Origin of the sequence: Arthrobacter alpinus (assembly GCF_900105965.1) — a bacterium.
Lineage (GTDB): Bacteria > Actinomycetota > Actinomycetes > Actinomycetales > Micrococcaceae > Specibacter > Specibacter alpinus.
Window position 1 is genome coordinate 2,092,317 of the sequence record NZ_FNTV01000001.1, and the last position, 21,708, is coordinate 2,114,024.

The following is a 21,708-nucleotide window of genomic DNA, read 5'->3' on the forward strand; positions in this document are numbered from 1 at the left end:
CGGCCCCATGCACCAACTTCTCAGCTTTCTGTGCATGTGGGGCTCGGGCCGGTATGTTGGTTTCGTGACTATTGAACAGACGCCAGCCCAGACCAATCCCGACGTGCTGGCCACCGAGGCCGCCGCTTACATTGCCGAACACACCGGTGTTCCCACGCACGACATTGCCGTCGTCCTGGGCTCCGGATGGGGTGAAGCTGCCGGCCTGATCGGCGAGGTGACAGCCGTGGTTGACGCCGCAAACGTCCCCGGATTCTCCGCTCCGGCCGTGGTTGGCCATGTGGCCACACTCACCTCCATTCGCACGCCCTCGGGAAAAAACGTCCTCGTTTTGGGTGCCCGCACCCACTTCTACGAGGGCAAGGGCGTGCGCGCCGTGGTCCACGGTGTCCGCACAGCCGCCGCAACGGGTGCCAAGATCATGGTGCTGACCAACGGTTGCGGCGGGCTCAACACCGCCTGGTCGCCGGGAACTCCCGTGCTGATCAGCGACCACATCAACCTGACGGCCACCTCCCCCCTTGAAGGTGCAACATTCGTGGACCTGACGGACCTGTACTCCTCACGCCTGCGCGCCCTGGCCCGTGAAGTGGACACAAGCCTGGATGAGGGCGTGTACGCCCAATTCACCGGACCGCACTACGAAACCCCGGCCGAGGTACAGTACGCCAAACGCATTGGCGCCGACCTGGTGGGCATGTCCACCGCGTTGGAAGCCATCGCCGCCCGTGCTGCCGGCATGGAAGTTTTTGGCATCTCCCTGGTCACGAACCTTGCCGCCGGCATCAGCCCCACGCCGCTCAGCCATGGGGAAGTTCTCGAGGCCGGTGCCGCCGCCGGCCCGCGGATTTCGGCCTTGTTGGCGGGTATCATCGCCAAGTTGTAGGAGTATGTGCGGCGGTGCGGTTACATTTATCTGGTGAGACATGTAAACCAGAGCCGATCCGAGTCCACCGCCGCACTCGAAATCGCCGCCTTGCAGGATGCCGCGGGCCAGTGGGCAACGCACGATCCGGACCCGGCGACGGCTTCCCAGCTGCAGGCCATGATCGCCGAGGCTCTCACGGATCCGGTGGAGTTGGCCGACAGTTTTTCCGGTGACCTGCAGTTTGGCACGGCGGGTTTGCGCGCCGCGATGGGTCCGGGCCCGAACCGGATGAACAAGGTGGTGGTGCGCCGCGCCGCCGCCGGTGTGGCCGCGCACCTGCTGGCCTTGGCCGCCGCACCCCTGCCCGGCACCGAAGACACGGACGACGCCGAACCCTCCTCCGCTGGCACGCCGGCCTACCAGCCTAGGGCCGTTGTGGGATTTGATGCCCGCTACAACTCCCAAGCCTTCGCCCTGGAGACGGCGGCCATCTTCACCGCTGCAGGCGTTGAGACTTTCCTGATGCCTTCTCCTCTGCCCACTCCCGTCTTGGCATTTGCCGTACGGGCGTTGAACTGTGAGGCCGGCATCATGGTGACGGCGAGCCACAATCCACGCCAGGACAACGGATACAAGGTGTATTTGGGTGGCCGTGCCGTGGCTCCGGAGGCTCGTGGCGTACAGATTGTTGCCCCTCATGATTCGTTGATTGCCGGGCACATCGCCACGGTTGCACGCACCCCCGAGTTGGGCGATACCTCCGCCATTGCCATGGCCGCCGATGGCTGGAGCGTCCTTGGACCGGACTTGCTTGAGGACTACAAGAAGTCCATCTCGGAACTCGCCGACCCTGTCGCTTTCCCGGCCAGGGAGTTGCGTATTGTGCACACCTCCCTTCACGGCGTGGGTCATGAAACCGCGTTGGCCGTCTTGAACGCGGCAGGATTCACGGACATCCACTCCGTGCCTGAACAGTCCTCACCGGACCCTGACTTTCCCACGGTCTCCTTCCCAAACCCGGAGGAGCCCGGCGCCATGGACTTGGCGTTTGATCTGGCCCGGAAGGTAGAGGCAGATTTGGTGCTGGCCAACGATCCCGACGCCGACAGGGCTGCCGTGGGCGTGCTGGATCCGGCCACCGGAACGTGGCACCAATTGCACGGTGATCAGGTGGGTGCGCTTCTGGGCTCGCACTTGGTTGCCCGCGGCGGTCGTTCGGGGACAGCTGCCAATACAGCTGGCGCAAAAAACGCGACCGGACCTGTGTTCGCCAACTCGATTGTTTCCTCGCGTTTGTTGGCAAAGATTGCGGCCAAGGCTGGCTACCAGCACGTCCAGACGTTGACAGGTTTCAAGTGGATTTCCCGTGTGCCGTCGCTGACCTTCGGCTATGAGGAAGCCCTGGGTTACTGCGTTGCACCGGAGGTGGTCCGCGACAAGGACGGTATCTCCGCGGGCTTGCTGCTGGCAGAAATGGCGGCAGGGCTCAAGGCTGTGGGGCGCACACTCTTCGATGTGTTGGATGATCTGGCATTGGAGCATGGCTTGCACGCCAGCAACCAAATCAGCATCCGGGTGGAAGAGCTCGTTGACATCACCGAGATGATGGCCCGGCTGCGGGCTCAACCGCCCGTCAGTTTCGATGGTTCCGCCGTGGCCCAGCTGACGGATCTTTCGGTGGGGACCAAGGACCTGCCAGCCACCGACGGCATGTCGTACCTGACTGACAACGGCACGCGCGTCATCATCCGGCCCAGCGGCACCGAGCCGAAGCTCAAGTGCTACCTCGAGGTCATCGTTCCCGTTGCCGGTCCGGACCACCTGCCCGCGGCCAGGGATGAAGCGCAACGCGCGTTGGCCGCCGTCGTGCTTGACGTCAAGGACGCACTGGGGCTGGAAAGCTACTAAACGAGAATTCAAAGCACAGATCACGCGAGGATTCTCGCGTGATCTGTGCTTTGCTGCGTTTGGGGTTAGAGTTCAACCTCGATGGAGCCGTCAACAACGCGCACGGGGTAGGTGCCCAGGTGCAGATCGGGACGGCCAAAGCACTCCCCCGTGGCCAGAGAATAGACCTCTTTGTGCAGAGGTGAGGCGATCGTGTGAGTGTTGCCACGGGACCCCACCATGCCCCTGGCCATGACGTGTGAGCGGGTGGCGGGGTCGGCCTGGGCCACGGCGAAAACGTCGTGCTCGCCAACCCGGAACAGGGCTACCTGCTGGCCGTTGATGAGTGCCGCCTCGCCCCAGGAATCTTCCAGGTCGCGAAGTGCGCACACCCGGAACCACTGCGGCGAAACAGCACGTGCCTGGTGAGCGGTGCCGGGCTTTTCCATGAGCTGTTCCATGAGCGTTCCTTACGTTTGCGGCGGGATGTGCGAACGCTGATCTGAGGACCCTGTGGCTTATCAATCGATCAACTGGCTTACACACTAGGGCGCCCATGTTTCTCCCGGCGGCTGCGCGTGTGACAGCAAAGTTAACCTTCTCTCACCACCACCTCGGCGGCCCCCGTGAGGACGATGTTAACTGCTCGTTACATTTGGGAAATGGCTGGGTAATGGCGCTTTCATAGCATTGGACTACACGTTGGTGCCGGTTCAACCCGGACCAGCAGGGCCCACACAGCCCACACCATGAGGCAGCGAGCACCGGGCCCCGAAGTGAAAGGCCATAGACATGACACAGCAAAACGAGCAGGATATCAGCGCCGCGGATTCAGTTTCCTCATTCCGCCGGGTTGTAGTGGTTGGTGGAGGACCCGCCGCCCATCGTTTTGTCGAGGCTATGCATTCACGTGGTTTGGACAACTGGCACATCACGGTATTGACCGAGGAAATCCACAATCCCTATGACCGCGTTGCGTTGAGCCAGGCGTTGACGGATGTTGATACGGACCTGACACTCGGCGACCTTTCCATGTGGGAGCACCCTTCGGTCACCCTTGTTCGCGGCGCCGAGGTGGCCGGAATCGACCCCGCCAATGGCACCGTCCAGACAATGAACAGCGGCGAGGTGACCCATTACTCGTACGACGAATTGGTTCTGGCCACTGGCTCCGACGCCACCCGCCTGAGCATTCCCGGAGCCGAGCACACCCACGTTTACCGCACCTTGGAAGATGTGTGGACGCTCAACCAGCAGGTTGCGGCGCTGACCGAGAAACTCGGACGCACGGTACAGACGGCCGTAATTGGCGGCGGTCTGCTCGGCTTGGAGGCCGCGGCCGGTCTCATCAAGCTCGGCGCCGATTCCATTGTCATCAATGGCGGGCGCTGGCTCATGAACGCCCAGCTCGATGAGGGCGCCGGCCAGGCCCTGGGCCGCCTCGTGGCTGCCAAGGGCATGGCCGCCTCGATCGGCACGTACCCCGCCGAGGTCCAAACGGACCGCGACGGCCAGGTCACCGGGGTGCTGATGGCAAACGACACAGTGGTTCCCGCTGATCTGGTGGTTGTCTCGGTGGGTGTGCGCCCCCGCGATGAACTGGCCAGGGACGGTGACGGCTTGGCCCACCACGGTTTTGAGCTGGGAACCCGCGGCGGCATTGTCATCACCGACGGCTGCGCCACAGGTGTTCCCGGTGTTTGGGCCATTGGTGAAGTGGCCAACTTTGAGGGCATGTGCCTGGGGCTTGTGGCCCCGGCCAACACCATGGCGGAGATCGTGGCGGACCGGCTCCACGGCGGCAACGCCACCTTCCCGGGTTTCGACACCGCTACCAAGCTCAAGCTGTCCGGCGTGGACGTTGCCAGCTTCGGCGACGCCTTCGCCACCACGGAAGACAGCCTCGAGGTTGTCTACGCCGATCCGGCCCGCGGCGTCTACCAAAAGATCGTCACGAGCCCGGACGCCAAGACCCTCCTGGGCGGCATCTTTGTAGGCGACGCCTCCCCCTACACGAGCCTGCGCCCGCTGCTGGGCCGCGAATTGCCCGCCGAACCGGGCGCGTTCCTTTCGGCAGCAGGCGGCGGCGACGCACCCGCCGTCGAACTTCCCGACGACGCCATCCTGTGCTCCTGCAACAATGTCTCCGCTGGCAGCGTCCGCGACGCCGTCAACGGCTGCGGCAGCTGCGATGGCGCCGCACCCGTTCAGGACCTGCCCGGACTGAAGGCGTGCACCCGCGCCGGAACCCAGTGTGGATCCTGTGTACCGCTGCTGAAGAAGCTCATGGAAGGCGAGCTGGCGAAGTCCGGTATTGCCGTCTCCAAGGCCTTGTGCGAACACTTTGAGATGTCCCGGCCGGAGCTCTTCGAGGCCGTGCGCGCCCTGGAATTGACCAGTTTCCCTGACATTCTGGCCCGTTTCGGCGTGGATGAGACGGCAAAGGCCGGCCGTGGCTGCGATATTTGCAAGCCCACGGTGGCCAACATTTTGGCCAGCCAAAACAGCGCTTACGTCCTGGATGAGGGCCGCGGAACCTTGCAGGACACCAACGACCGAGCACTGGCCAATATGCAAAAGGACGGCACGTACTCGGTGGTGCCACGCATCCCTGGCGGTGAAATCACCCCTGACAAGCTGGCCGTGATCGCCAAGGTGGCGCAGGATTACGGCCTGTACACCAAGATTACCGGCGGGCAGCGGATCGACCTCTTCGGCGCACGGCTGGAACAGCTGCCGGAGATTTGGAAGATTCTGGTGGACGCCGGCATGGAATCCGGACAGGCCTATGGCAAATCGCTGCGCACGGTGAAGTCCTGCGTTGGCTCTTCCTGGTGCCGCTACGGCGTTCAGGATTCGGTGGCCATGGCCATCCAACTTGAGTTGCGGTACCGCGGGCTGCGCAGTCCGCACAAGTTCAAGCTGGGCGTTTCCGGCTGTGCACGCGAGTGTGCCGAGGCTCGCGGCAAGGATGTGGGCGTCATCGCCACGGCCGACGGGTGGAACGTCTACGTGGGCGGCAACGGCGGTGCCACCCCGGCGCACGCCCAGCTGCTGGCCAAGGATCTGGACGATGCCACGCTCATCAGTTACATCGACCGCTACCTGATGTACTACATCCGCACCGCAGATCGCCTACAGCGAACGGCCCGCTGGCAGGAAGAGCTCGACGGCGGCCTGGCTCACGTGATCGATGTTGTGGTCAACGATTCGCTGGGCATTGCGGCGGATCTGGAAGCCGCCATGAACACCCACGTTGGCAACTACGAGGACGAATGGGCTGCAACCCTGGCCGATCCCGAGCGCCTGCGCCGATTCCGTTCCTTCGTCAATGCCCCTGAAGAGGCCGACGACTCGATCATGTTCGTCCCCGAGCGCGGCCAGGTCCGCCCGGCCACGGACGAAGAGCGGGCCGCAGGTCCCGTACTGATCGCCACCCACATCCCCGTCCGCAGCGCAGACACGCACAAGAACTAGTTAGGTGAATCTCATGCCCCGCTCACGACGCACCGGACACATCACCCTGGTAGGCGGCGGGCCCGGCCCCGCCGATCTCCTCACCCTGCGGGCGGCCAAGGCCCTCGCCGCAGCGGACGTGGTGTACTTTGACCGCCTCGGCCCCACTTCAGATCTGGCCGAGCTTGCTCCCCGCGCCACCTTTGTTGACGTCGGCAAGACGCCGGGACACCACAAGGTGCCGCAGGAGGAAATTACCGCCCGCATGATCGACGGCGCCAAGGCCGGCTTGCACGTGGTGCGGCTCAAGGGCGGGGACCCCTTTGTCTTTGGTCGCGGCGGCGAGGAAATGGCCGGTGCCGTGGCGGCCGGAATCGGTGTCACTGTGGTTCCCGGAATCTCCAGCGCCATCTCCGTACCGGGAGCAGCCGGCATTCCCGTGACCCACCGCAACGTCAGCCACCTTTTCACGGTGGTCTCCGGTCATGCACCCCTGCAGACCAGTGAATACACGCATTTGGCGGGTCTGGGCGGCACCATTGTGGTGCTCATGGGGATCGGCACCCTGCCCTCGCTCGTGGCCGGACTGCGCCTGGCCGGGTTGGCAACTGGTACGCCGGTTGCCATCGTGGAGAACGGTTTCAGCCATGCGCAGCGCACCACCATCGCAACGCTCGGCACCATCGTGGAGGCCTCGTCCTCTTGCCGCAATCCCGCCGTCATCGTCATCGGGGAAGTAGTGAAGTTGGCCGGCCAGCACGGCATGGCCATCCCGAACTTCCTCGCGGATGCCAATTTGCAATCAGCCTGACAGGACGCGGTCCTAGCCCAGCTGCACGCGCTCAAATCTATGCTTGAGAGTCAATGCGGGCATCTCAACCCAACGGTATGACGCCTCAGCAATTGCAAGGGTGACCGCGAGCGCGCAGCAGATCAGCAGGGCGGGGTTCTCGATAAAGTGCTCCAGCGTTTCGAGTGCTATCAGGTTCCACAGGTAAAGCCCGTAGGAACGCCTCCCCAGGTAGACCAGCAGTGACGAGCCCAGCACGCGTGCGGACACTGCGCGCTGGCTTTGGGCGGATCCGCTTTGGGTGCTTCGGGCGATGATGGCGCAGGCGGCCATACTCAGCAGCGGGACTGTCACTGCATGGGTCACCACGCTGTCCAGTGTGGGCGGATAGAGCGCCACGAGAAGGAGCAGGCACCATGCGATGGGTGAGAAACGTCCAAGTTCGGCACCAAAGCGGCCCTGTGTGCGGCGTTGGGCAATGGCCAATGAGACGCCAAGGAGAAGCGGAGCTATCCACGTCCATGTCCGGTAGTAGGACATCAGGCCGAACGAAAGATACGCCAGGATTCCCAGCCCGGTAAAGATCACCACGGCACCCAGCACAATTCCTTGCAGATGCCGCTTTAGCACCGGGATCCCGAGCATGAGGGTCAACGCCAGCGGCCAAACCAGGTAAAACTGTTCTTCCACGGACAAGGTCCAGAGCGGGGTCATCGAATGCGGAATGTGAAGTCCGGCGAAATCCACCCAATTGAAAACATAGAAGAACGCCAGCACGCTCCCCACCACGGCACCGCCAGAATCCATGCGCAGGTACGTGCCGAACGCAAATGTCAGAATAAGGGCCACGAGCAGGAAAAGGTACAGGGCTGGCAGGAGCCGCAAAGCGCGCCGGACATAGAAAGCCTTGATGTCGATCCGCCCCGAGGCATCGTATTCCTTCAGGAGCAAGGTGGTGATGAGGTATCCACTGAGGACAAAGAAGATGAGCACGCCGTACGCACCACCCTTGAACCCGCCCGGGATAAACGCCGGGACAAAATGGGATGCAATCACCGCGCTGATGGCCAGGCCCCGGATCCCGTCCAGGGCTGCGTTGCGTGGTTTGGTCCGGAGCCGCGGCCCCACGGCAGGCTGAACGCTCAAACTAACTCCCCCGCTTGCGGCCAGACGCAGATCGCCCGGCCGTTGGCAATGCTTTCACTGTATCCCGGTCTGGACGGCCGCCTCCAAACATGTCATAGTTTCCGGCACATGCCGCGCAATAAATGGGAGCTTCGGTACCATTGCCAAGACTTCCTCTTCAATCCCGGTTTGCCGGCAGCTTTAAGGAACACATGAGCGAAACACCAGAATCCGGCCAAGCCAAAGCCGGTCCCGCCCAGCCCGCATCGACAGGGCAGGTGGCCCAGCCACTGCGCGGGTTCCGGATAGGTGTCACCGCCCATCGCCGCGCCGGCGATTTGATCGAGGCGCTGGAACGCAAGGGCGCTACAGTCATGCACGCGCCGGCCCTGAAAATTGCGCCGGTTGAGGACGACGAGGCGCTGCGTGCCGAAACGGCCGCCGTCATCGCCGCCGCGCCCGACGTCGTCATGGTCACCACGGCGTACGGCATGCGCCGCTGGATCGAGGCCGCCGACGCCGCCGGGCAGGGCGAAGAACTGCTGGCCACCCTTGCCACCTCCGCCATCTACGTGCGCGGCCCCAAGGCTCGCGGCGCTGTCAGGGCCGCAGGGCTCGACGACGACGGCATTAGCGCCGATGAAACCACCGCCACGCTCACCGATCTGGTCATTGACGCCGGAGTGGAGGGCAAGACAGTGGCCGTCCAGGTTCACGGCTACACGGACGTTGCGGCGCTGGAGCGTCTGCGCCAAGCCGGCGCCACGGTTTTGACCGTGACACCGTACCGCTGGGTCAACGCCGAGGACGGCGACAAACTGCCGCAGCTGATCGAGGCTGTCATCAACCGGGAGATCGATGTCCTCACGTTCACCAGCGCACCTGCCGTGGACGCCGTACTCAGCACGGCCGATGCTCTGGGGCGTGGCGCCGAATTCCGTCACGCCCTGCGCCGGGACGAGCGCAGCCCCAGCGGTGAGGGCCTGGGCGCGGTGGTGAGCGCCGCCGTCGGACCTGTCACGGCAGCCCCGCTGGTTCATGCCGGAATCACCCCCTTGATCCCGGAGCGCTTCCGCATGGGAGCCCTGATCCGGCTCGTCAGTGAGTATCTGGAGAGCACCGGTGCCCTGCAGATCAAGAGCGCCGGATCTGTCTTGGAAATCCGCGGACAGTCGTTGAGCGTTGACGGAGTTCCCGTGCCTCTGGCGCCGGCGCCGCTGCAGCTTCTCAAGGCACTCATGGAAGCTGGCGGGACCATTCGCTCCCATGCGGAGCTGTTGACAGCCATGGGCGTGGGCGATGCCGATCATGCCCTGCACATGACCATCAGCCGGCTGCGCGCCGCACTTCCTGACCCCACCATTGTGGAAACCGTCCTCAAGCGCGGCTACCGGCTCCGGCCGCCCACGAATATGGCACGATAGGTGTAACTAGTCGTACGCAGGAAGGTACCCTCATGACCACCACCAGCCCCGCCTCAGAGCCCAACGGCACTGAAGATTTGGCCCGCTACATTGACCACACGCTGTTGGCGCCTGCGGCCAGCCGCGAAGACATCCTGAAGTTGTGCAAGGAAGCCGCCGAACACCACTTCAAGTCCGTGTGCGTCAACCCCATCTGGGTTGAGACGGCTAAGAAGGCGCTTCTGGGATCCGGGGTGTTGACCTGCACCGTTGTGGGCTTCCCGCTGGGCACCCACAACACCGACGTCAAGGTGTTCGAAGCCCGCGGGGCCACCATGGACGGCGCCGATGAGGTTGACATGGTCATCAACATCGCCTCCGCCCGCGCGCTGGACAGGGACTCGCTTGTCTCGGACATTTCGGCAGTGGCCGAGGTTGTTCACGGCGAGGACTCCCTGCTGAAGGTCATCATTGAGACCTCGCTGCTCAGCGATGCCGAGAAGGTGTTGGCGTGTGAGGCCGCAGTTGAGGCTGGCGCCGATTTCGTGAAGACCTCCACGGGCTTCAACGGCGGCGGCGCAACCGCGTCCGACGTCGCACTCATGCGCCAGACGGTGGGCCCGGACATTGGGGTCAAGGCCTCAGGCGGGGTGCGCTCACGTGAGCAGGCCCTGGAAATGATTGCGGCCGGCGCCACACGCATCGGCACCAGCGGCGGCATCGCGATCGTCACCGGCGGCACAGGAACCAGCGCCTACTAATCCGTACTAAGATCGATTACAGATCATCGCGCCGTTTTCGGTGCACCAGCTTAGCTCCCCCACCTTGGGGACAGGAGGAACCATGTCCAGCAGCAGTTACCGTGGCGAGAACAGCCGTGCGCAGTCCATCGTTTTGTTCGTCATCTTCTTCGCCCTGTTCCTTGGCGGCATCTTCGCGCTGTCATTCCTGAGCTTGGAGAGCTTTGCGCACGCCTTTGTTCCGGCCGGTGCCGCACTGTTGCTGTGCTTCCTGGCGTACTGGGTTCCCATGACCATCATGGGCCGGTCGAACTCCGCAGGCGAGTAACCTGCTTTCAGCGCCCGCCGCGGCCTGAGCTTGCCGCGGTCTACGCGAAAATGCGCCCGCCTCCCATAAATGCGCCCCGTATACCGGTGTCATTTATGGGAGGCGGGCGCATTTTTGATTGGCTGCGCAGCCAGCGAGTGACTTGCCTGTTAAGTGGGGGTGGCTTCAATGCCCACAATGGTTGCCACCAGGTCATCAATGGTTCTTTGCATCCATTGGCCGGCTTCAGCGGTGTCGATCCGCGAAGATTCATCGGGCGAGAGCCCGGCTCTGATGGCCAGGTAGCCTTCAAGCGTGTCCCTGAGCATTTCAACGAGGCCAATGACTTCCCTCGCCGCTTGAGCCTGGCAGTCCGCTTCAGTAAATGACGCCTCGTGTGCCGACCCATCTGCCAGTGGCGGCAGATACGTTGCCAGTTCTTTCTTCAACATGGCGCCACTCCCCCCTGCAAAAAATCGACGATTAAGGTCACGCCGGGGTCTGGGGCGAATACTTCAGTCTAGACGCACCCAGACCGACTGGATAGGGGCACCCTGCCAGTTATGACGCGGTGTTGTGGAACAGGCATAAGCTGTAGTGGTACCAGCAGATTCGTTGCACGATTCAAGCACTCTGACAAAGCCCAAGGAGGCGCCGCCCCGTGTCTCTCAATGCTTCATTGCCGGCCTTGTCCAGTGCAATCATGAACGCTGCCCAATGGCACGTGGCGCCACTTTGGCCGCAGGCGCCACATGGCTGATCAATTAGCCGGGGAACTTGACGGCTTCGGCGCGGAGCTGTGCGCTGTTTTTCTGGCCACGCTGCCCATATCAGGCATGGCCATCTCGGCATTTCCCGGTCATGCCCCGGAAACCTCGATTTTCGCCAGTGACGCCACATCCGCCCGGATTGACGAGCTGCAATTCGATTTGGGTGAGGGTCCGCGGTGGGAGGCCCTGCGAACCCGCCAGCCGGTGCTGCTGCCGAACGTGCAAGCGGATGGCCACGCCGCCTGGCCGGTCTTTGCCAAGGCCGTGCTTGATTACGACGTCGCAGCCTTGTTCGTGTTCCCATTGCTGTTGGGAGCCATGGATGTGGGGGTCATTGAACTATATAGCTCCTCCCCAGGCTCCCTCAGTCGCGCTGACCATGCTGCGGCGCTTCAACTCTGCGACGCTGCTGCGTGGAAGCTGCTGCGACACATCTTGACTGCCGGCCCGGGTGACGGAACTGGCGACAAGGACCCGGCCCTGGAGAAATCCTTGCTGTCCCGACGGGAAGTCCATCAAGCAACCGGAATGGTTCTGGCCCAGACCGGCCTGTCAGCGACAAATGCGCTTTTGTTGTTGCGTGCCCATGCCTTTTCCCAAGGTCTCACCGTAAGAGAGGTTGCCCGTGACGTGGTCAACAAGGATCTCGACTTCACCCCACCCAATGAGGATGATGTCAGTGTTTCAGTGGAGTAGAATCCGACTATGGCGATCTTAAGCCGCGCCCGGCGCGTGAGTGCCGCTTTCGTCAAGATAGCGGATACCTTGGTGGCCGACTACGATGTTGTCGACCTGTTGCACACCCTTGTCGATGAATCAGTCGCGCTCCTCGATGCTGCCGCTGCGGGGCTGTTGTTGGTGGACCCGGCCGGCGATCTGCAGGTCATGGCCTCCACCAGCGAGAAAAGCCAACTCGTTGAGGTGCTTCAACTGGAGGCCGGGGTGGGGCCGTGCGTTGACTGTTTCCGCACGGGCACGGTCGTCGCAATCCATGACATTGCCGCCGATGGAGGGGCCTGGCCGCTCTTCCAATCCGCTGCGCTTTCTCAAGGCTTCGTTTCAGTTCATGCAGTTCCGATGAGGTTGCGCGGTCAAACCATTGGCGCCCTGAACCTTTTTAGGCACGAACCCGGTCCGCTCAGTGATGAGGATGCCGCCATCGCCCAGGCGTTCGCAGATGTGGCCACCATCAGTCTCTTGCAAGAGCGTGCTTTGCGGGAAAGCGCCGTGGTTAATGAGCAGCTTCAGCGGGCCCTGAACAGCAGAATCGTGATTGAGCAGGCCAAGGGCGTTATTGCGCATACGGCCAATGTGAGCATCGATGAGGCATTTTTCCTTCTCCGCGCCCATGCACGCTCGCACAATCTGCCACTCTCGGAGGCCTCCCAAAGCGTGGTGGAACGCAGCATCACCATCACCTCCTGAGTCGTCGCGCCTCTGGTGCTGTCCACGCGAATATTGCGCCGCCTGCCACTTCCGGCATGCGCCGAACTCACGCTGAGTTTGGCGCCAGCGGACAACATGCGCCAAATTCACATCGAGTTCAACGCATACCGACGCAACTAAGCGGCCGGCACCGTCTCAAACCCGCTGCATAAGGCACGACGCCGGGCCGCCCGCCTGCCACTTCCGGCATGCGCCGAACTCACGCTGAGTTTGGCGCCAGCGGACAACATGCGCCAGATTCACCTCGAGTTCAACGCATACCGACCCAGTTACGTAGCTGGCACCGTCTCAAAGATCGCCTCAAGGACGCCCTGGGACCACTTGAGCACCTCTGCATCAGCCAGATCGCGGCCACCAATCCGGGCCGTCTTGGGCTTGGGGATCAGGATCGAGTTCAGTCCAGGCTTCACGATTGACCCGGGGTACATGCGGTTCAGGCGCATGACCTTGGATTCGGGCAGGTCGGCCGGGGCGAACTTGATGAAGTTGCCCTGCAGCGCCACATCGGACAACCCGGCAGTACGGGCCAGGACCTTGAAGTGCGCCACGGCAATGAGGTTGATCGCGGCAGGCGGCAATGCTCCGTACCTATCCACCAATTCGGCCTCGACCTCAGCAATTTCTTCAATGGTCACCGCTGCAGCCAGCTTGCGGTAAGCTTCCAACCGCAGCCGCTCCCCCGGCACATACTCGTGCGGCAGGTGCGCATTGACGGGTAACTCGATCTTCATTTCCGCAACGCGCTCTTCACTGTCACCCCTGAACGAAGCCACAGCCTCGCCAACCAGGCGGATGTACAGGTCGAAGCCCACACCCTGGATGTGCCCGGACTGTTCCCCGCCCAGCAGGTTTCCAGCACCACGGATTTCAAGGTCCTTCATGGCCAGCGCCATACCGGCACCCAATTCGTTGTGGGCGGCAACGGCCTTGAGCCGTTCCAGCGCCACCTCACCCAGCGGTTTGTCGGCCGGGTACAAGAAGTAGGCATAGGCCCGTTCGCGGCCACGACCCACACGGCCACGCAGCTGGTGCAGCTGGGACAACCCATAGTTATTGGCCTGCTCCACGATCAGCGTATTGGCGTTGGAGATGTCCAGGCCGGTTTCAATGATGGTTGTGCACACCAGCACGTCAAAGCGCTTCTCCCAGAAGTCAACAATGATTTGTTCCAGCCGGGACTCAGACATCTGACCATGTGCCACGGCCACGCGGGCGTCCGGGACTAGCTGCTGGATGTGGGCCGCTGTGCGATCGATTGATTTAACCCGGTTGTGCACATAAAACACCTGGCCTTCACGCATCAGCTCTCGGCGGATGGCCGCACCCACCTGCTTGTCGCTATGTGCACCAACGTACGTCAGCACGGGGTGTCGCTCCTCAGGCGGAGTTGCCAGCGTGGACGTTTCGCGGATGCCTGTCATGGACATCTCCAAGGTACGCGGGATGGGCGTGGCACTCATGGCCAACACATCCACGTTGGTGCGCATCTTCTTCAGCGCTTCCTTATGCTCAACACCAAAACGCTGCTCCTCATCAACAATCACCAGCCCCAGATCCTTGAACGCAAAGTCCTTGGACAAAAGCCGGTGCGTGCCGATGACAACATCCACCGTCCCATTGCGAACACCCTCGACGATCTCCTTGGATTCCTTGGTGGTCTGGAAGCGGGACAGCGGCCGGACGCGCACGGGGAAACCGGAGAAGCGCTCGTTGAACGTCTCAAAGTGCTGCTGTGCCAGCAGGGTGGTGGGCACCAAGACGGCTACCTGCTTGCCGTCCTGCACAGCCTTGAACGCTGCGCGCACGGCAATTTCGGTCTTGCCGTAGCCCACGTCGCCGGAGATGAGCCGGTCCATGGGGACTTCCTTCTCCATGTCGGCCTTGACCTCGTTGATGGCCACCAGCTGGTCAGGCGTCTCAACATATGGGAACGCCTCCTCCAGCTCGGCCTGCCAGGGCGTATCAGGCCCAAAGGCGTGCCCCTTGGACGCCATACGGGCAGAGTAGAGCCGGATCAGCTCGCCGGCGATCTCCTTGACGGCCTTGCGGGCCTTGGACTTGGTGGCTGCCCAGTCCGAGCCGCCCATCTTGGACAGGGCCGGCGCGTCACCGCCCACGTAGGCCGTGACCTGATCCAGCTGGTCCGTGGGAACGAAGAGCTTGTCACCGGGTGCGCCGCGCTTGGACGGCGCGTACTCGAGCACCAGGTATTCGCGCAGTCCCGCAGCCCCGCCCACACCGGCCCCGGCAACCTTTCGCTGGATCAGTTCCACAAACTTGCCCACGCCGTGCTGTTCGTGGACCACGTGGTCGCCGGCCTGCAGCTGGAGAGGGTCGACGGCGTTGCGCCGCTTGGAGGGCATCTTGCGCATGTCTCGGGTGGAGACGGCGGAGGCCCGCCCCAGGAGGTCCGCCTCGGTCAGCAGCCCCAGCTTGAGGGAGTCCAGGACAAAGCCGCGTCCGGTGTCCGCCGTGGTGACTTCGATGATGCCCGGCTGCGGTTCGGCATCCAGCGATTCAACGCGCGACGCCGGGATGTTGGCTTCGTGGAATAGCTCGGCAAGGCGCTGGGCCGGGCCGGGGCCCTGAGTGGCAACCACAACGCGCCACTGGTCCTTGACCCGGGCGCCTATGAACTCCATCATTTCTGCCACGTCACCGCGGTAGCCCCGAGGTTCGCGGGCGGCCAGGTTCAGCACGTCGCTGGAGGTGTCCAGTTCCTCGTCTTGGACCAGGGAACTCATGGTCCACCAGCTCACGCCGTGGCCCTGTGCGGATTCGCGAGTTTGTGACAGGGACCGGAAGCTGGCGGCGGCGAGGTCAACACCGCTGCCCGAAACGGTGGTCAAGTCCAAAGGCGCGCTGCCGCCGTCGGACGCGGTGGACCAGGCAGCCTCGAGGAATTCCTCGTTGGTGGATTCAAGATCGTGCGCCCTGGCACTGACCTTTTCGGGATCGAGGACCACGGTGATGGAGGTGGCGGGCAGCAGGGAGGTCAGCGGCACCATGCCGTCCACCAAGGCCGGAGCCAATGACTCCATGCCTTCCACTGCAATGCCGCCGGCAATCTTTTCCAGCATGGCCGCGGCGGCGGGCATGCTGTCCTTGAGCTTGGCGGCACGGCCCATCACGGTGGGGGTGATGAGGATTTCCCGGCAAGGGGGTGCATAGAGCTCGGTGGGGTGCACAACACCGCCGGTGACAGAGGTCAGCGTCCGCTGATCGGCCACGCTGAACCAGCGCAGCGACTCCACCTCGTCGCCAAAAAACTCAATGCGGACAGGGTGGTTATCCGTGGGCGAGAAGACGTCAAGGATGCCGCCGCGCACGGCGAACTCGCCACGGTGGGTCACCATGTCCACGCGGGAATAGGCGGCGTCGGCCAGTTTCTTGATGAGGTCAGCGAACGGAATCTCCTCGCCTGCTTTTACCCGCACCGGCACCAGCTCGCCCAAGCCGGCCACGAGCGGCTGAACCACGGCGCGGATGGGTGCCACGATCACGCGAAGGCGGGCTCCGGCGTCGAGCTCGGGATGGGCAAGGCGGCGCAGCACCGAGAGGCGGCGGCCCACGGTGTCCGATCGCGGGGACAAGCGTTCGTGCGGCAGTGTTTCCCAGCTCGGGAATTCAGCCACGGCACCGTCGGGAAGATAGGAACGCAGGGCGGCCACGGTGTCTTCGGCTTCGCGGCCGGTCGCGGTGACGGCAAGAACCACGCCGCCGGAGTCGGCAAGTGAAGCGAGTCCGTCGGCCACCTCGGCAAGGAGCACGGGGCGCATGCCTGCGGGGGCGCTGAACGCGATGTCGTCGCTCCGGGTGGCCGGGTCGGCACCGGCGTATGTGCGGACGCGGGCGAAGAGTGGATCGGCTGAGAGCGCGGTTCGCAACCCTGCAAGACTCATGGGTGGTTTCTCCTTGTTGCATGACAACTTTTTGCCCAACGCAGGCGCATCGTGGCCGCCGCTGAAGTACATTCTTTGCCGTGCCGGACAGCACGAAAGCCCAAAACTTCGCAAGAAGCCTCGGGACGTTATCCAGCTTACTCGTGGCGGGTGGCCAAGGTATCGTAGGAGCTGCCCCAAACACACCCCCGATCTTGGAGGATCCATGGCGCTTGCCGCCTCAACGACGCTTTCGGCCACGGCCCAGAGCGTTACAGATGTCTTTACCAATGCCGATTTCATCAAGCATGTCAGCGAAACTGTGGGCGGGGAGCTGAAGTCGTTCACGATCAGCGGGCCCACCACGGCCGCCTTCACCACCCAGACCGTGCGCACGCTGCCCACCACGCGTATGCCGGACATCGTCAAGAAATTTGTGGGCGCATCCCTCACTGTTACTCAGGATGAGTCCTGGAGCACTCCGGCGGCCGATGGTTCCCGCACCAACTCCATCAAGCTCACCGTGGCCAAGGCTCCTGTGGATGTGTCGGCTGAGCAGAAGCTGACGGCCGACGGCGTTTCCACTGTGGTTTCGCTGACGGGCGAGGTCTCCTCCGGCGTGCCGTTCCTTGGCGCGAAGATTGCCTCCGCCGCCGAGCCCGTGATTGGCCGGGCCCTGAACCTGCAGGCAACGCTTGCCCAGGAATGGCTCAACACGCACAGCTAGGCCTTCTCTGAGGTACGACGGCGCCCGGCCCGCCCGGGTGCCGCTGCCGCAGGAATGGCGCAATTGTTATGGTGCACAAACCCAGTTTGTGCACCATAACTGTTTAACGCCTTCGTGCGCTGCGGGGCTGTTAGTGTGAACCTGCTCCCTCGGCGGCCACCACGGACGTTTGCGACGCGGTCGGTCTTCTAGCTGCAACTCAAGTACTTGGTTCCCACAAGTGGGTATAAGAGGTCCTTTTTCGCATGAATTGTTGTTCTGGATGCGGGAGCAGAATCCCAGCCATGCGGATACTTCGCGATAACCTGCACAGTCAGAACTTTGTCATAAGAGTCCAAGATTCCCAGTAGGACTCCCAAAACCCCTTGAGCACTGTCCAGACTCAAGGTGTACGAAGTGCCCGTCTGTGACTGGCTCTCCGTTACCGCCCCGGGGTTGGCGTTGTCCCACAACCGAACAACATAGCCAGAGGGTGGCATGGCCGGAGGGATCCACACCAACTTCACCGAGAATGGGTCACCGGTAACCTGCGTGCAAGTCAGTCCTCCCGGGGCATCCAGCTTGACGGACCCAATGGTTGCATTTGCCACCGCACTTGCCGTCCACGCCGCCTGCGTGGCCTCAACCCGGTTTACAATTCCCAGCGGTATCACCACTGCGAGCGCAGCAATGATCGCCCCTGCCCCCCGCCATTTTCTACCTTGTGCCCTCTGCCGGCTTCCCCCTGCTGCCGGATCGCTGTCCGAAGATGATCCGTCCGGCTTTCCGGCGTTGGGTCTGAAGAATGCCAAATACAGCAAGTAAGCACACACCAACCCGCCCAAACCAAACACCAATGGTGAGCTGAGCCAGCCGGTCACATACCCAAGGAACGGAACTGAAAACACCACCCGGTCAACGGATACAACGGTGTACGGCTGCAGGTCTGACACGGGGTTGGCATCGCCCTTGAGTACCAGCCCGGTCACAGGATCTGCTGAGACTACGCGGTGGGTGATGCGGTTTCCGCTGAAAGAGACAACTGAAACAACCTGCCCCGGTGCAATATCTGCTGCCGGCGTAGCTACGGCAAGTGCCAGTGAACCAACAGGAATACTCGGGCTCATGGAGCCGGAGACAACAATCAACGGCTTCATCCCCAAAACCAGTGCCAACCCAGCCAACACCAGACACAGCAGGCCCAGCGCCGCGCCCGTATTCAGCAACCAGCGTTCCCAGCCGGCTAGGCGAACATTATTCTGCTTCATGTCAGGGCCTCGTGCTTGCTGTAAACGTTAACGTGATGCCCGTGGACTGATTCTGCAAAGTTGACGCCGCACCCAAGGGCAACTGCGCCTGAACGCAGAATGTGGCCCACGCTCCGGCATCAAGGTTGCCCAATGGGTGCGTGGAAGCCGCAGGAAAAATCGTCCCACCGGACTTTGAATAGACCGGCGGTGTCACCGAACAAGTCCCGCCCGTCGCAGATCCATTTTGCACGGTGCCGCCAATTGAGACTCCTACAGCCATCGCCGTACCTAAAGCACCGGTCGTTGCCCCCTGCACTGCATAGCTGACATTCGAGGTGCCGGTGTTTTTCACTGTCACCAAAGCGGCCTGGCTCATACCCGGATACCAGTTGGCAGTGGCCATCGGGATTGTGAAGCTGACATTGGTTGCGTTCTCGTCCGCCCCCACAGCAATGAAGACCGTGGCAGCTGAAATGTCGGACGTGGCGGTCGCAGTCCCAGTCCAGGCCGCCAGCGTGAACACAGCACCGAAGCCGGCAAGCAGTCCCAAGGAGAGCAACGCCTTGACCCGCACGGACCAGCCCGGCTGCTCAACGGTCTCCGGGTTCATGAACTGCCTCCCGTCGCTGAAGCGGTGGCCGCGGCATCAGCAGCGGACCCGGCCGGTCGTTTCCGAGCAGCAATCAGTGCACCCACTCCGCCCATCATCACAGCCAGCCCCACAGGCCAAATGTTTGAGGATCCTCCGGTGTCGCTCAAGTATCCAGTACCCGAGTCAGGTGTCCCACCGGCATCCGCCTCGCCAACGATCACTTGTAAGCGGACAGGCAACCGCTGAGCCTGCGCATCGTTGCCAGCCGATTCCGGCAGCCACACGTGCGCCTGCAGTTCACTGCTCGCGCCGGCCTCCAACGTCACCACAGGCTGCGGCAACAGCCCAGCCCTAAGGTCGCCCTGCTCAATTCCACCGGATGCAGGGACGGCCAGCGATACATTGACGGCCATGGCGTTGTCATTGCGGATCCACAGGCTTTCGGCAACACCCTCCCCCGGCACCAGCCGGGTCGCCGCGGTGAACAGGACCGGGAAGATCGCCGAATATTCAACCCCGTCGGCGCTATAGGCAAGGTTTGTCTGCTCCCGGTCCCGTACGACGGCGGCACGTGGTCCCAGCGCAAATGCTGGCGACGCTGTGGTGCCGATGCCCGCTGCCAGAGCAACAGCTGTTGCCAGCACTGTCCTGCGTCCGGGTCCGGTCCAAGCAAGGTGGCCGGGCGAAATAGGAGCGGAGGTCATAGTGTCTTACTCCTTCGGAAACGATCGCGCAATGCACTGACTGTCATAAAAGTGGAGTAGCCCAACAACCCGGCGACGGCGGCAATCGTAAGCCACTGGCGTTGGGAGCCGTTCAGCGCACTATTGACATGACCCAGCAGCGGCACTTTATACCAGAGACTGCCACGGACTTGCTCGGGCAGCACCTGCGAATCGTTGGTGGAGTTGGCGTCACCGCGGGTGGTGAACCGCAGTTCTCCGCCCAGTGTTGACCCCACGCCAACAATCCTGTGCGTGATGACTGATGCCTTACCCGATTCGGCTTGGAATGTAATCACGTCCCCGGTGCGCAGCGTGGCCGGATCCTGCGGCCGGATCACGGCCAAACTTCCCGGCGGCATCCCAGGTTCCATAGACGCCGTCAGGACCGTGTAGGCCGTGGCCCCGGCAAGCCGGGGAATCACAATCATGATGGCCGCTACACTCAGGATGCTCAGCAGGATCATCCACGATGCAATCTGCCCACACCACCACAGCATGCCTGTGAGTTCGGGCGTCTCGGCTCTCCGCCGCCCGCTCATGCTTGATCGCCTCGCCAGGAAAGCACGAGCCGCAGTTTCCCACCAGCCGCGCGCTGGTCAGCGTTTTGGGGCAGGCTGATACGGACACACAATACTTCCGCCGAGCCTATGCCTTGCGCGGTCAGGTGCCTGGGCGCGAATGTTGCTGTTGAGCTCGGCTTGCCTTGATACAAGACTGTTCCGGGGCTAAGCACGCCGGGTTGGCATGCAGCAGAGCCTCCTACCGCATAGACAGTGAGGTCCACGGTCGCGGCTAGATAGATGTCGGCTTGTGTTGGGGCAGAAGGTGCTGAACTTGCCCCGGTAAGGCTATAGGTCATGGCTACGTTGCCAGCGTTGCTGATGGTCAGCGGAGCCTGTCGGTATCCCCCAGGAACAAGCGCCCCGTTGTTCAAATCTGAGAATACATAGTCTGTGTCGCTACTAGACCCGTTGCCCGCCTTGATTGCCAGCTTTCCTGTAGTAATGGTTCCAGGTGTCAGCTCACTTTGGGCGCGCAAAAGCGCGGCCGTGCCTTGGGCGCTTGCTAGAAGCACCACCAGCACGGCCGCTGCCAAGGCCGTCAGCAATGTTTTACGCAAGTGGCAAAAACGCGTTACTCGAACCGGCTAGGAACGGGTCTGGTTCAGGGTCAGCGAAAGCGCCGGAAGGTCGATTGCCTTGCTCATGGTGGCAGCCGGCGTTATTGCATCTGTGAGATTGCCCTTGGCGAAAGCCACCGTGATGGTCACGGGAACAATGTAGGTACCCGGCTCGGAAAACGTAACGGTGGTTCCGGCTACAGAGGTGCCGGCCACCGCTGTGGGGGCAACCGCAACCGTCACTTGGCCAGCCAAGTCAGCCGGAATGACCACGGCTGTGTTGCCAACCACCAATTCACCGGCGAGGTTCTTGCCCTCTGCAGAGATGGTTACGTTCTGTGAGTAGCGAACTGTGTCACCGGGAACGATTGTCTCCGTGGTGGCATCGAAAACAACGGGAGCCAGGGGAACGCTGATGTCCTGCCAAGCACCCGTACCATTTACCATGGTCAGGTGTCCTGTGGTCACGGTGCCTGCATCGTCAAGGTCACCGGTTGCGTTCCACAGGGCAAAGGTGCCCGCTCCACCCAGCAGCAACGCGCCTGCCGCACCAGCAGCGATTGCTGCCTTCATAACTTTTTTCACGAGTATTTCCTTACCCTAAAATTATGCCCCCAGTAGGCAGTCTCCTCATCTAAACCC

The 21,708-nt window shown here is 62.5% G+C and carries 19 protein-coding genes and 1 pseudogene; 10 read left to right on the forward strand and 10 right to left on the reverse strand.

What is annotated here, in order from left to right:
* The first annotated feature begins 34 nt into the window (after window positions 1-34).
* The gene (locus BLV41_RS09660; RefSeq protein ID WP_074713237.1) at window positions 35-886 is read left to right on the forward strand and encodes a purine-nucleoside phosphorylase; all 852 of its coding nucleotides are present in this window, start codon (window positions 35-37) and stop codon (window positions 884-886) included.
* A 33-nt stretch (window positions 887-919) separates the two neighbouring features.
* Window positions 920-2,776 carry a phospho-sugar mutase gene (locus BLV41_RS09665; RefSeq protein WP_074711489.1) on the forward strand — a complete coding sequence of 619 codons (1,857 nt, stop codon included), beginning with the start codon at window positions 920-922 and terminating at the stop codon, window positions 2,774-2,776.
* 65 nt (window positions 2,777-2,841) lie between these two features.
* Here the strand turns inward: BLV41_RS09665 and nirD are convergent, their stop codons facing one another.
* Window positions 2,842-3,216, reverse strand: coding sequence for a nitrite reductase small subunit NirD (gene nirD, locus BLV41_RS09670; protein WP_074711490.1), 375 nt, complete (start codon window positions 3,214-3,216; stop codon window positions 2,842-2,844).
* Window positions 3,217-3,547: 331 nt separating this feature from the next.
* Here nirD and nirB point away from each other — a divergent pair, with 331 nt between their 5' ends.
* A complete protein-coding gene (gene nirB / locus BLV41_RS09675) occupies window positions 3,548-6,232 on the forward strand; it encodes a nitrite reductase large subunit NirB (protein ID WP_074711491.1) in 2,685 nt (894 codons plus the stop codon).
* Between the two features lie 13 nt (window positions 6,233-6,245).
* A pseudogene (cobA, locus tag BLV41_RS09680) lies at window positions 6,246-7,069 on the forward strand (uroporphyrinogen-III C-methyltransferase).
* On the opposite strand, the gene BLV41_RS09685 reads toward cobA, so the two are convergent.
* Complete coding sequence (locus tag BLV41_RS09685; protein ID WP_170835447.1) at window positions 7,035-8,147, reverse strand: acyltransferase family protein; 1,113 nt, start codon at window positions 8,145-8,147, stop codon at window positions 7,035-7,037. The pseudogene cobA and the gene BLV41_RS09685 overlap by 35 nt on opposite strands.
* 191 nt (window positions 8,148-8,338) lie before the next feature.
* On the opposite strand from BLV41_RS09685, the gene BLV41_RS09690 reads away from it, so the two are divergent.
* The 3 genes from BLV41_RS09690 to BLV41_RS09700 all read left to right on the forward strand — a co-directional run bounded on the left by BLV41_RS09690 (window position 8,339) and on the right by BLV41_RS09700 (window position 10,597).
* Window positions 8,339-9,550: a uroporphyrinogen-III synthase gene (locus tag BLV41_RS09690; protein ID WP_074711493.1), complete on the forward strand. Its 1,212-nt coding sequence runs from the start codon at window positions 8,339-8,341 to the stop codon at window positions 9,548-9,550.
* 32 nt (window positions 9,551-9,582) lie between these two features.
* Window positions 9,583-10,290 (forward strand): deoxyribose-phosphate aldolase, encoded by a 708-nt coding sequence (gene deoC, locus BLV41_RS09695; RefSeq protein ID WP_074711494.1) that lies wholly within the window; start codon window positions 9,583-9,585, stop codon window positions 10,288-10,290.
* A gap of 82 nt (window positions 10,291-10,372) precedes the next feature.
* Window positions 10,373-10,597: a hypothetical protein gene (locus BLV41_RS09700; protein ID WP_044577654.1), complete on the forward strand. Its 225-nt coding sequence runs from the start codon at window positions 10,373-10,375 to the stop codon at window positions 10,595-10,597.
* A 149-nt stretch (window positions 10,598-10,746) separates the two neighbouring features.
* Here BLV41_RS09700 and BLV41_RS09705 read toward each other — a convergent pair whose 3' ends face one another.
* Window positions 10,747-11,028: a hypothetical protein gene (locus BLV41_RS09705; RefSeq protein ID WP_074711495.1), complete on the reverse strand. Its 282-nt coding sequence runs from the start codon at window positions 11,026-11,028 to the stop codon at window positions 10,747-10,749.
* Between the two features lie 300 nt (window positions 11,029-11,328).
* Between BLV41_RS09705 and BLV41_RS09710 the strand changes: the two genes are divergently transcribed.
* On the forward strand, window positions 11,329-12,042 hold the full coding sequence (locus tag BLV41_RS09710) for a GAF and ANTAR domain-containing protein (RefSeq protein WP_074711496.1): 714 nt from the start codon (window positions 11,329-11,331) through the stop codon (window positions 12,040-12,042).
* A gap of 9 nt (window positions 12,043-12,051) precedes the next feature.
* Entirely contained in the window at window positions 12,052-12,771 is a 720-nt protein-coding gene (locus tag BLV41_RS09715) for a GAF and ANTAR domain-containing protein (protein ID WP_044577648.1), read from the forward strand.
* Window positions 12,772-13,061: 290 nt separating this feature from the next.
* Here BLV41_RS09715 and mfd read toward each other — a convergent pair whose 3' ends face one another.
* Complete coding sequence (gene mfd / locus BLV41_RS09720) at window positions 13,062-16,694, reverse strand: transcription-repair coupling factor (RefSeq protein ID WP_074711497.1); 3,633 nt, start codon at window positions 16,692-16,694, stop codon at window positions 13,062-13,064.
* A gap of 205 nt (window positions 16,695-16,899) precedes the next feature.
* Between mfd and BLV41_RS09725 the strand changes: the two genes are divergently transcribed.
* Window positions 16,900-17,400, forward strand: coding sequence for a DUF2505 domain-containing protein (locus BLV41_RS09725; RefSeq protein ID WP_074711498.1), 501 nt, complete (start codon window positions 16,900-16,902; stop codon window positions 17,398-17,400).
* Window positions 17,401-17,588: 188 nt separating this feature from the next.
* On the opposite strand, the gene BLV41_RS09730 is transcribed toward BLV41_RS09725, so the two are convergent.
* Genes BLV41_RS09730 through BLV41_RS09755 form a run of 6 tightly spaced genes read right to left on the reverse strand, consistent with a single transcriptional unit; the run spans window position 17,589 to window position 21,651 of the window.
* The gene (locus tag BLV41_RS09730) at window positions 17,589-18,647 is read right to left on the reverse strand and encodes a signal peptidase I (protein WP_074711499.1); all 1,059 of its coding nucleotides are present in this window, start codon (window positions 18,645-18,647) and stop codon (window positions 17,589-17,591) included.
* Between the two features lies 1 nt (window position 18,648).
* Entirely contained in the window at window positions 18,649-19,239 is a 591-nt protein-coding gene (locus BLV41_RS09735) for a hypothetical protein (RefSeq protein ID WP_074711500.1), read from the reverse strand.
* Window positions 19,236-19,925 carry a hypothetical protein gene (locus BLV41_RS09740; RefSeq protein ID WP_074711501.1) on the reverse strand — a complete coding sequence of 230 codons (690 nt, stop codon included), beginning with the start codon at window positions 19,923-19,925 and terminating at the stop codon, window positions 19,236-19,238. Before BLV41_RS09740 ends, BLV41_RS09735 begins: the two co-directional genes overlap by 4 nt.
* A complete protein-coding gene (locus BLV41_RS09745; RefSeq protein WP_074711502.1) occupies window positions 19,922-20,485 on the reverse strand; it encodes a signal peptidase I in 564 nt (187 codons plus the stop codon). The genes BLV41_RS09740 and BLV41_RS09745 overlap by 4 nt, the downstream gene beginning before the upstream one ends.
* Window positions 20,482-21,066 carry a hypothetical protein gene (locus tag BLV41_RS09750; RefSeq protein ID WP_139244269.1) on the reverse strand — a complete coding sequence of 195 codons (585 nt, stop codon included), beginning with the start codon at window positions 21,064-21,066 and terminating at the stop codon, window positions 20,482-20,484. Before BLV41_RS09750 ends, BLV41_RS09745 begins: the two co-directional genes overlap by 4 nt.
* A 27-nt stretch (window positions 21,067-21,093) precedes the next feature.
* A complete protein-coding gene (locus BLV41_RS09755) occupies window positions 21,094-21,651 on the reverse strand; it encodes an alternate-type signal peptide domain-containing protein (RefSeq protein ID WP_139244271.1) in 558 nt (185 codons plus the stop codon).
* Window positions 21,652-21,708: the final 57 nt, after the last annotated feature.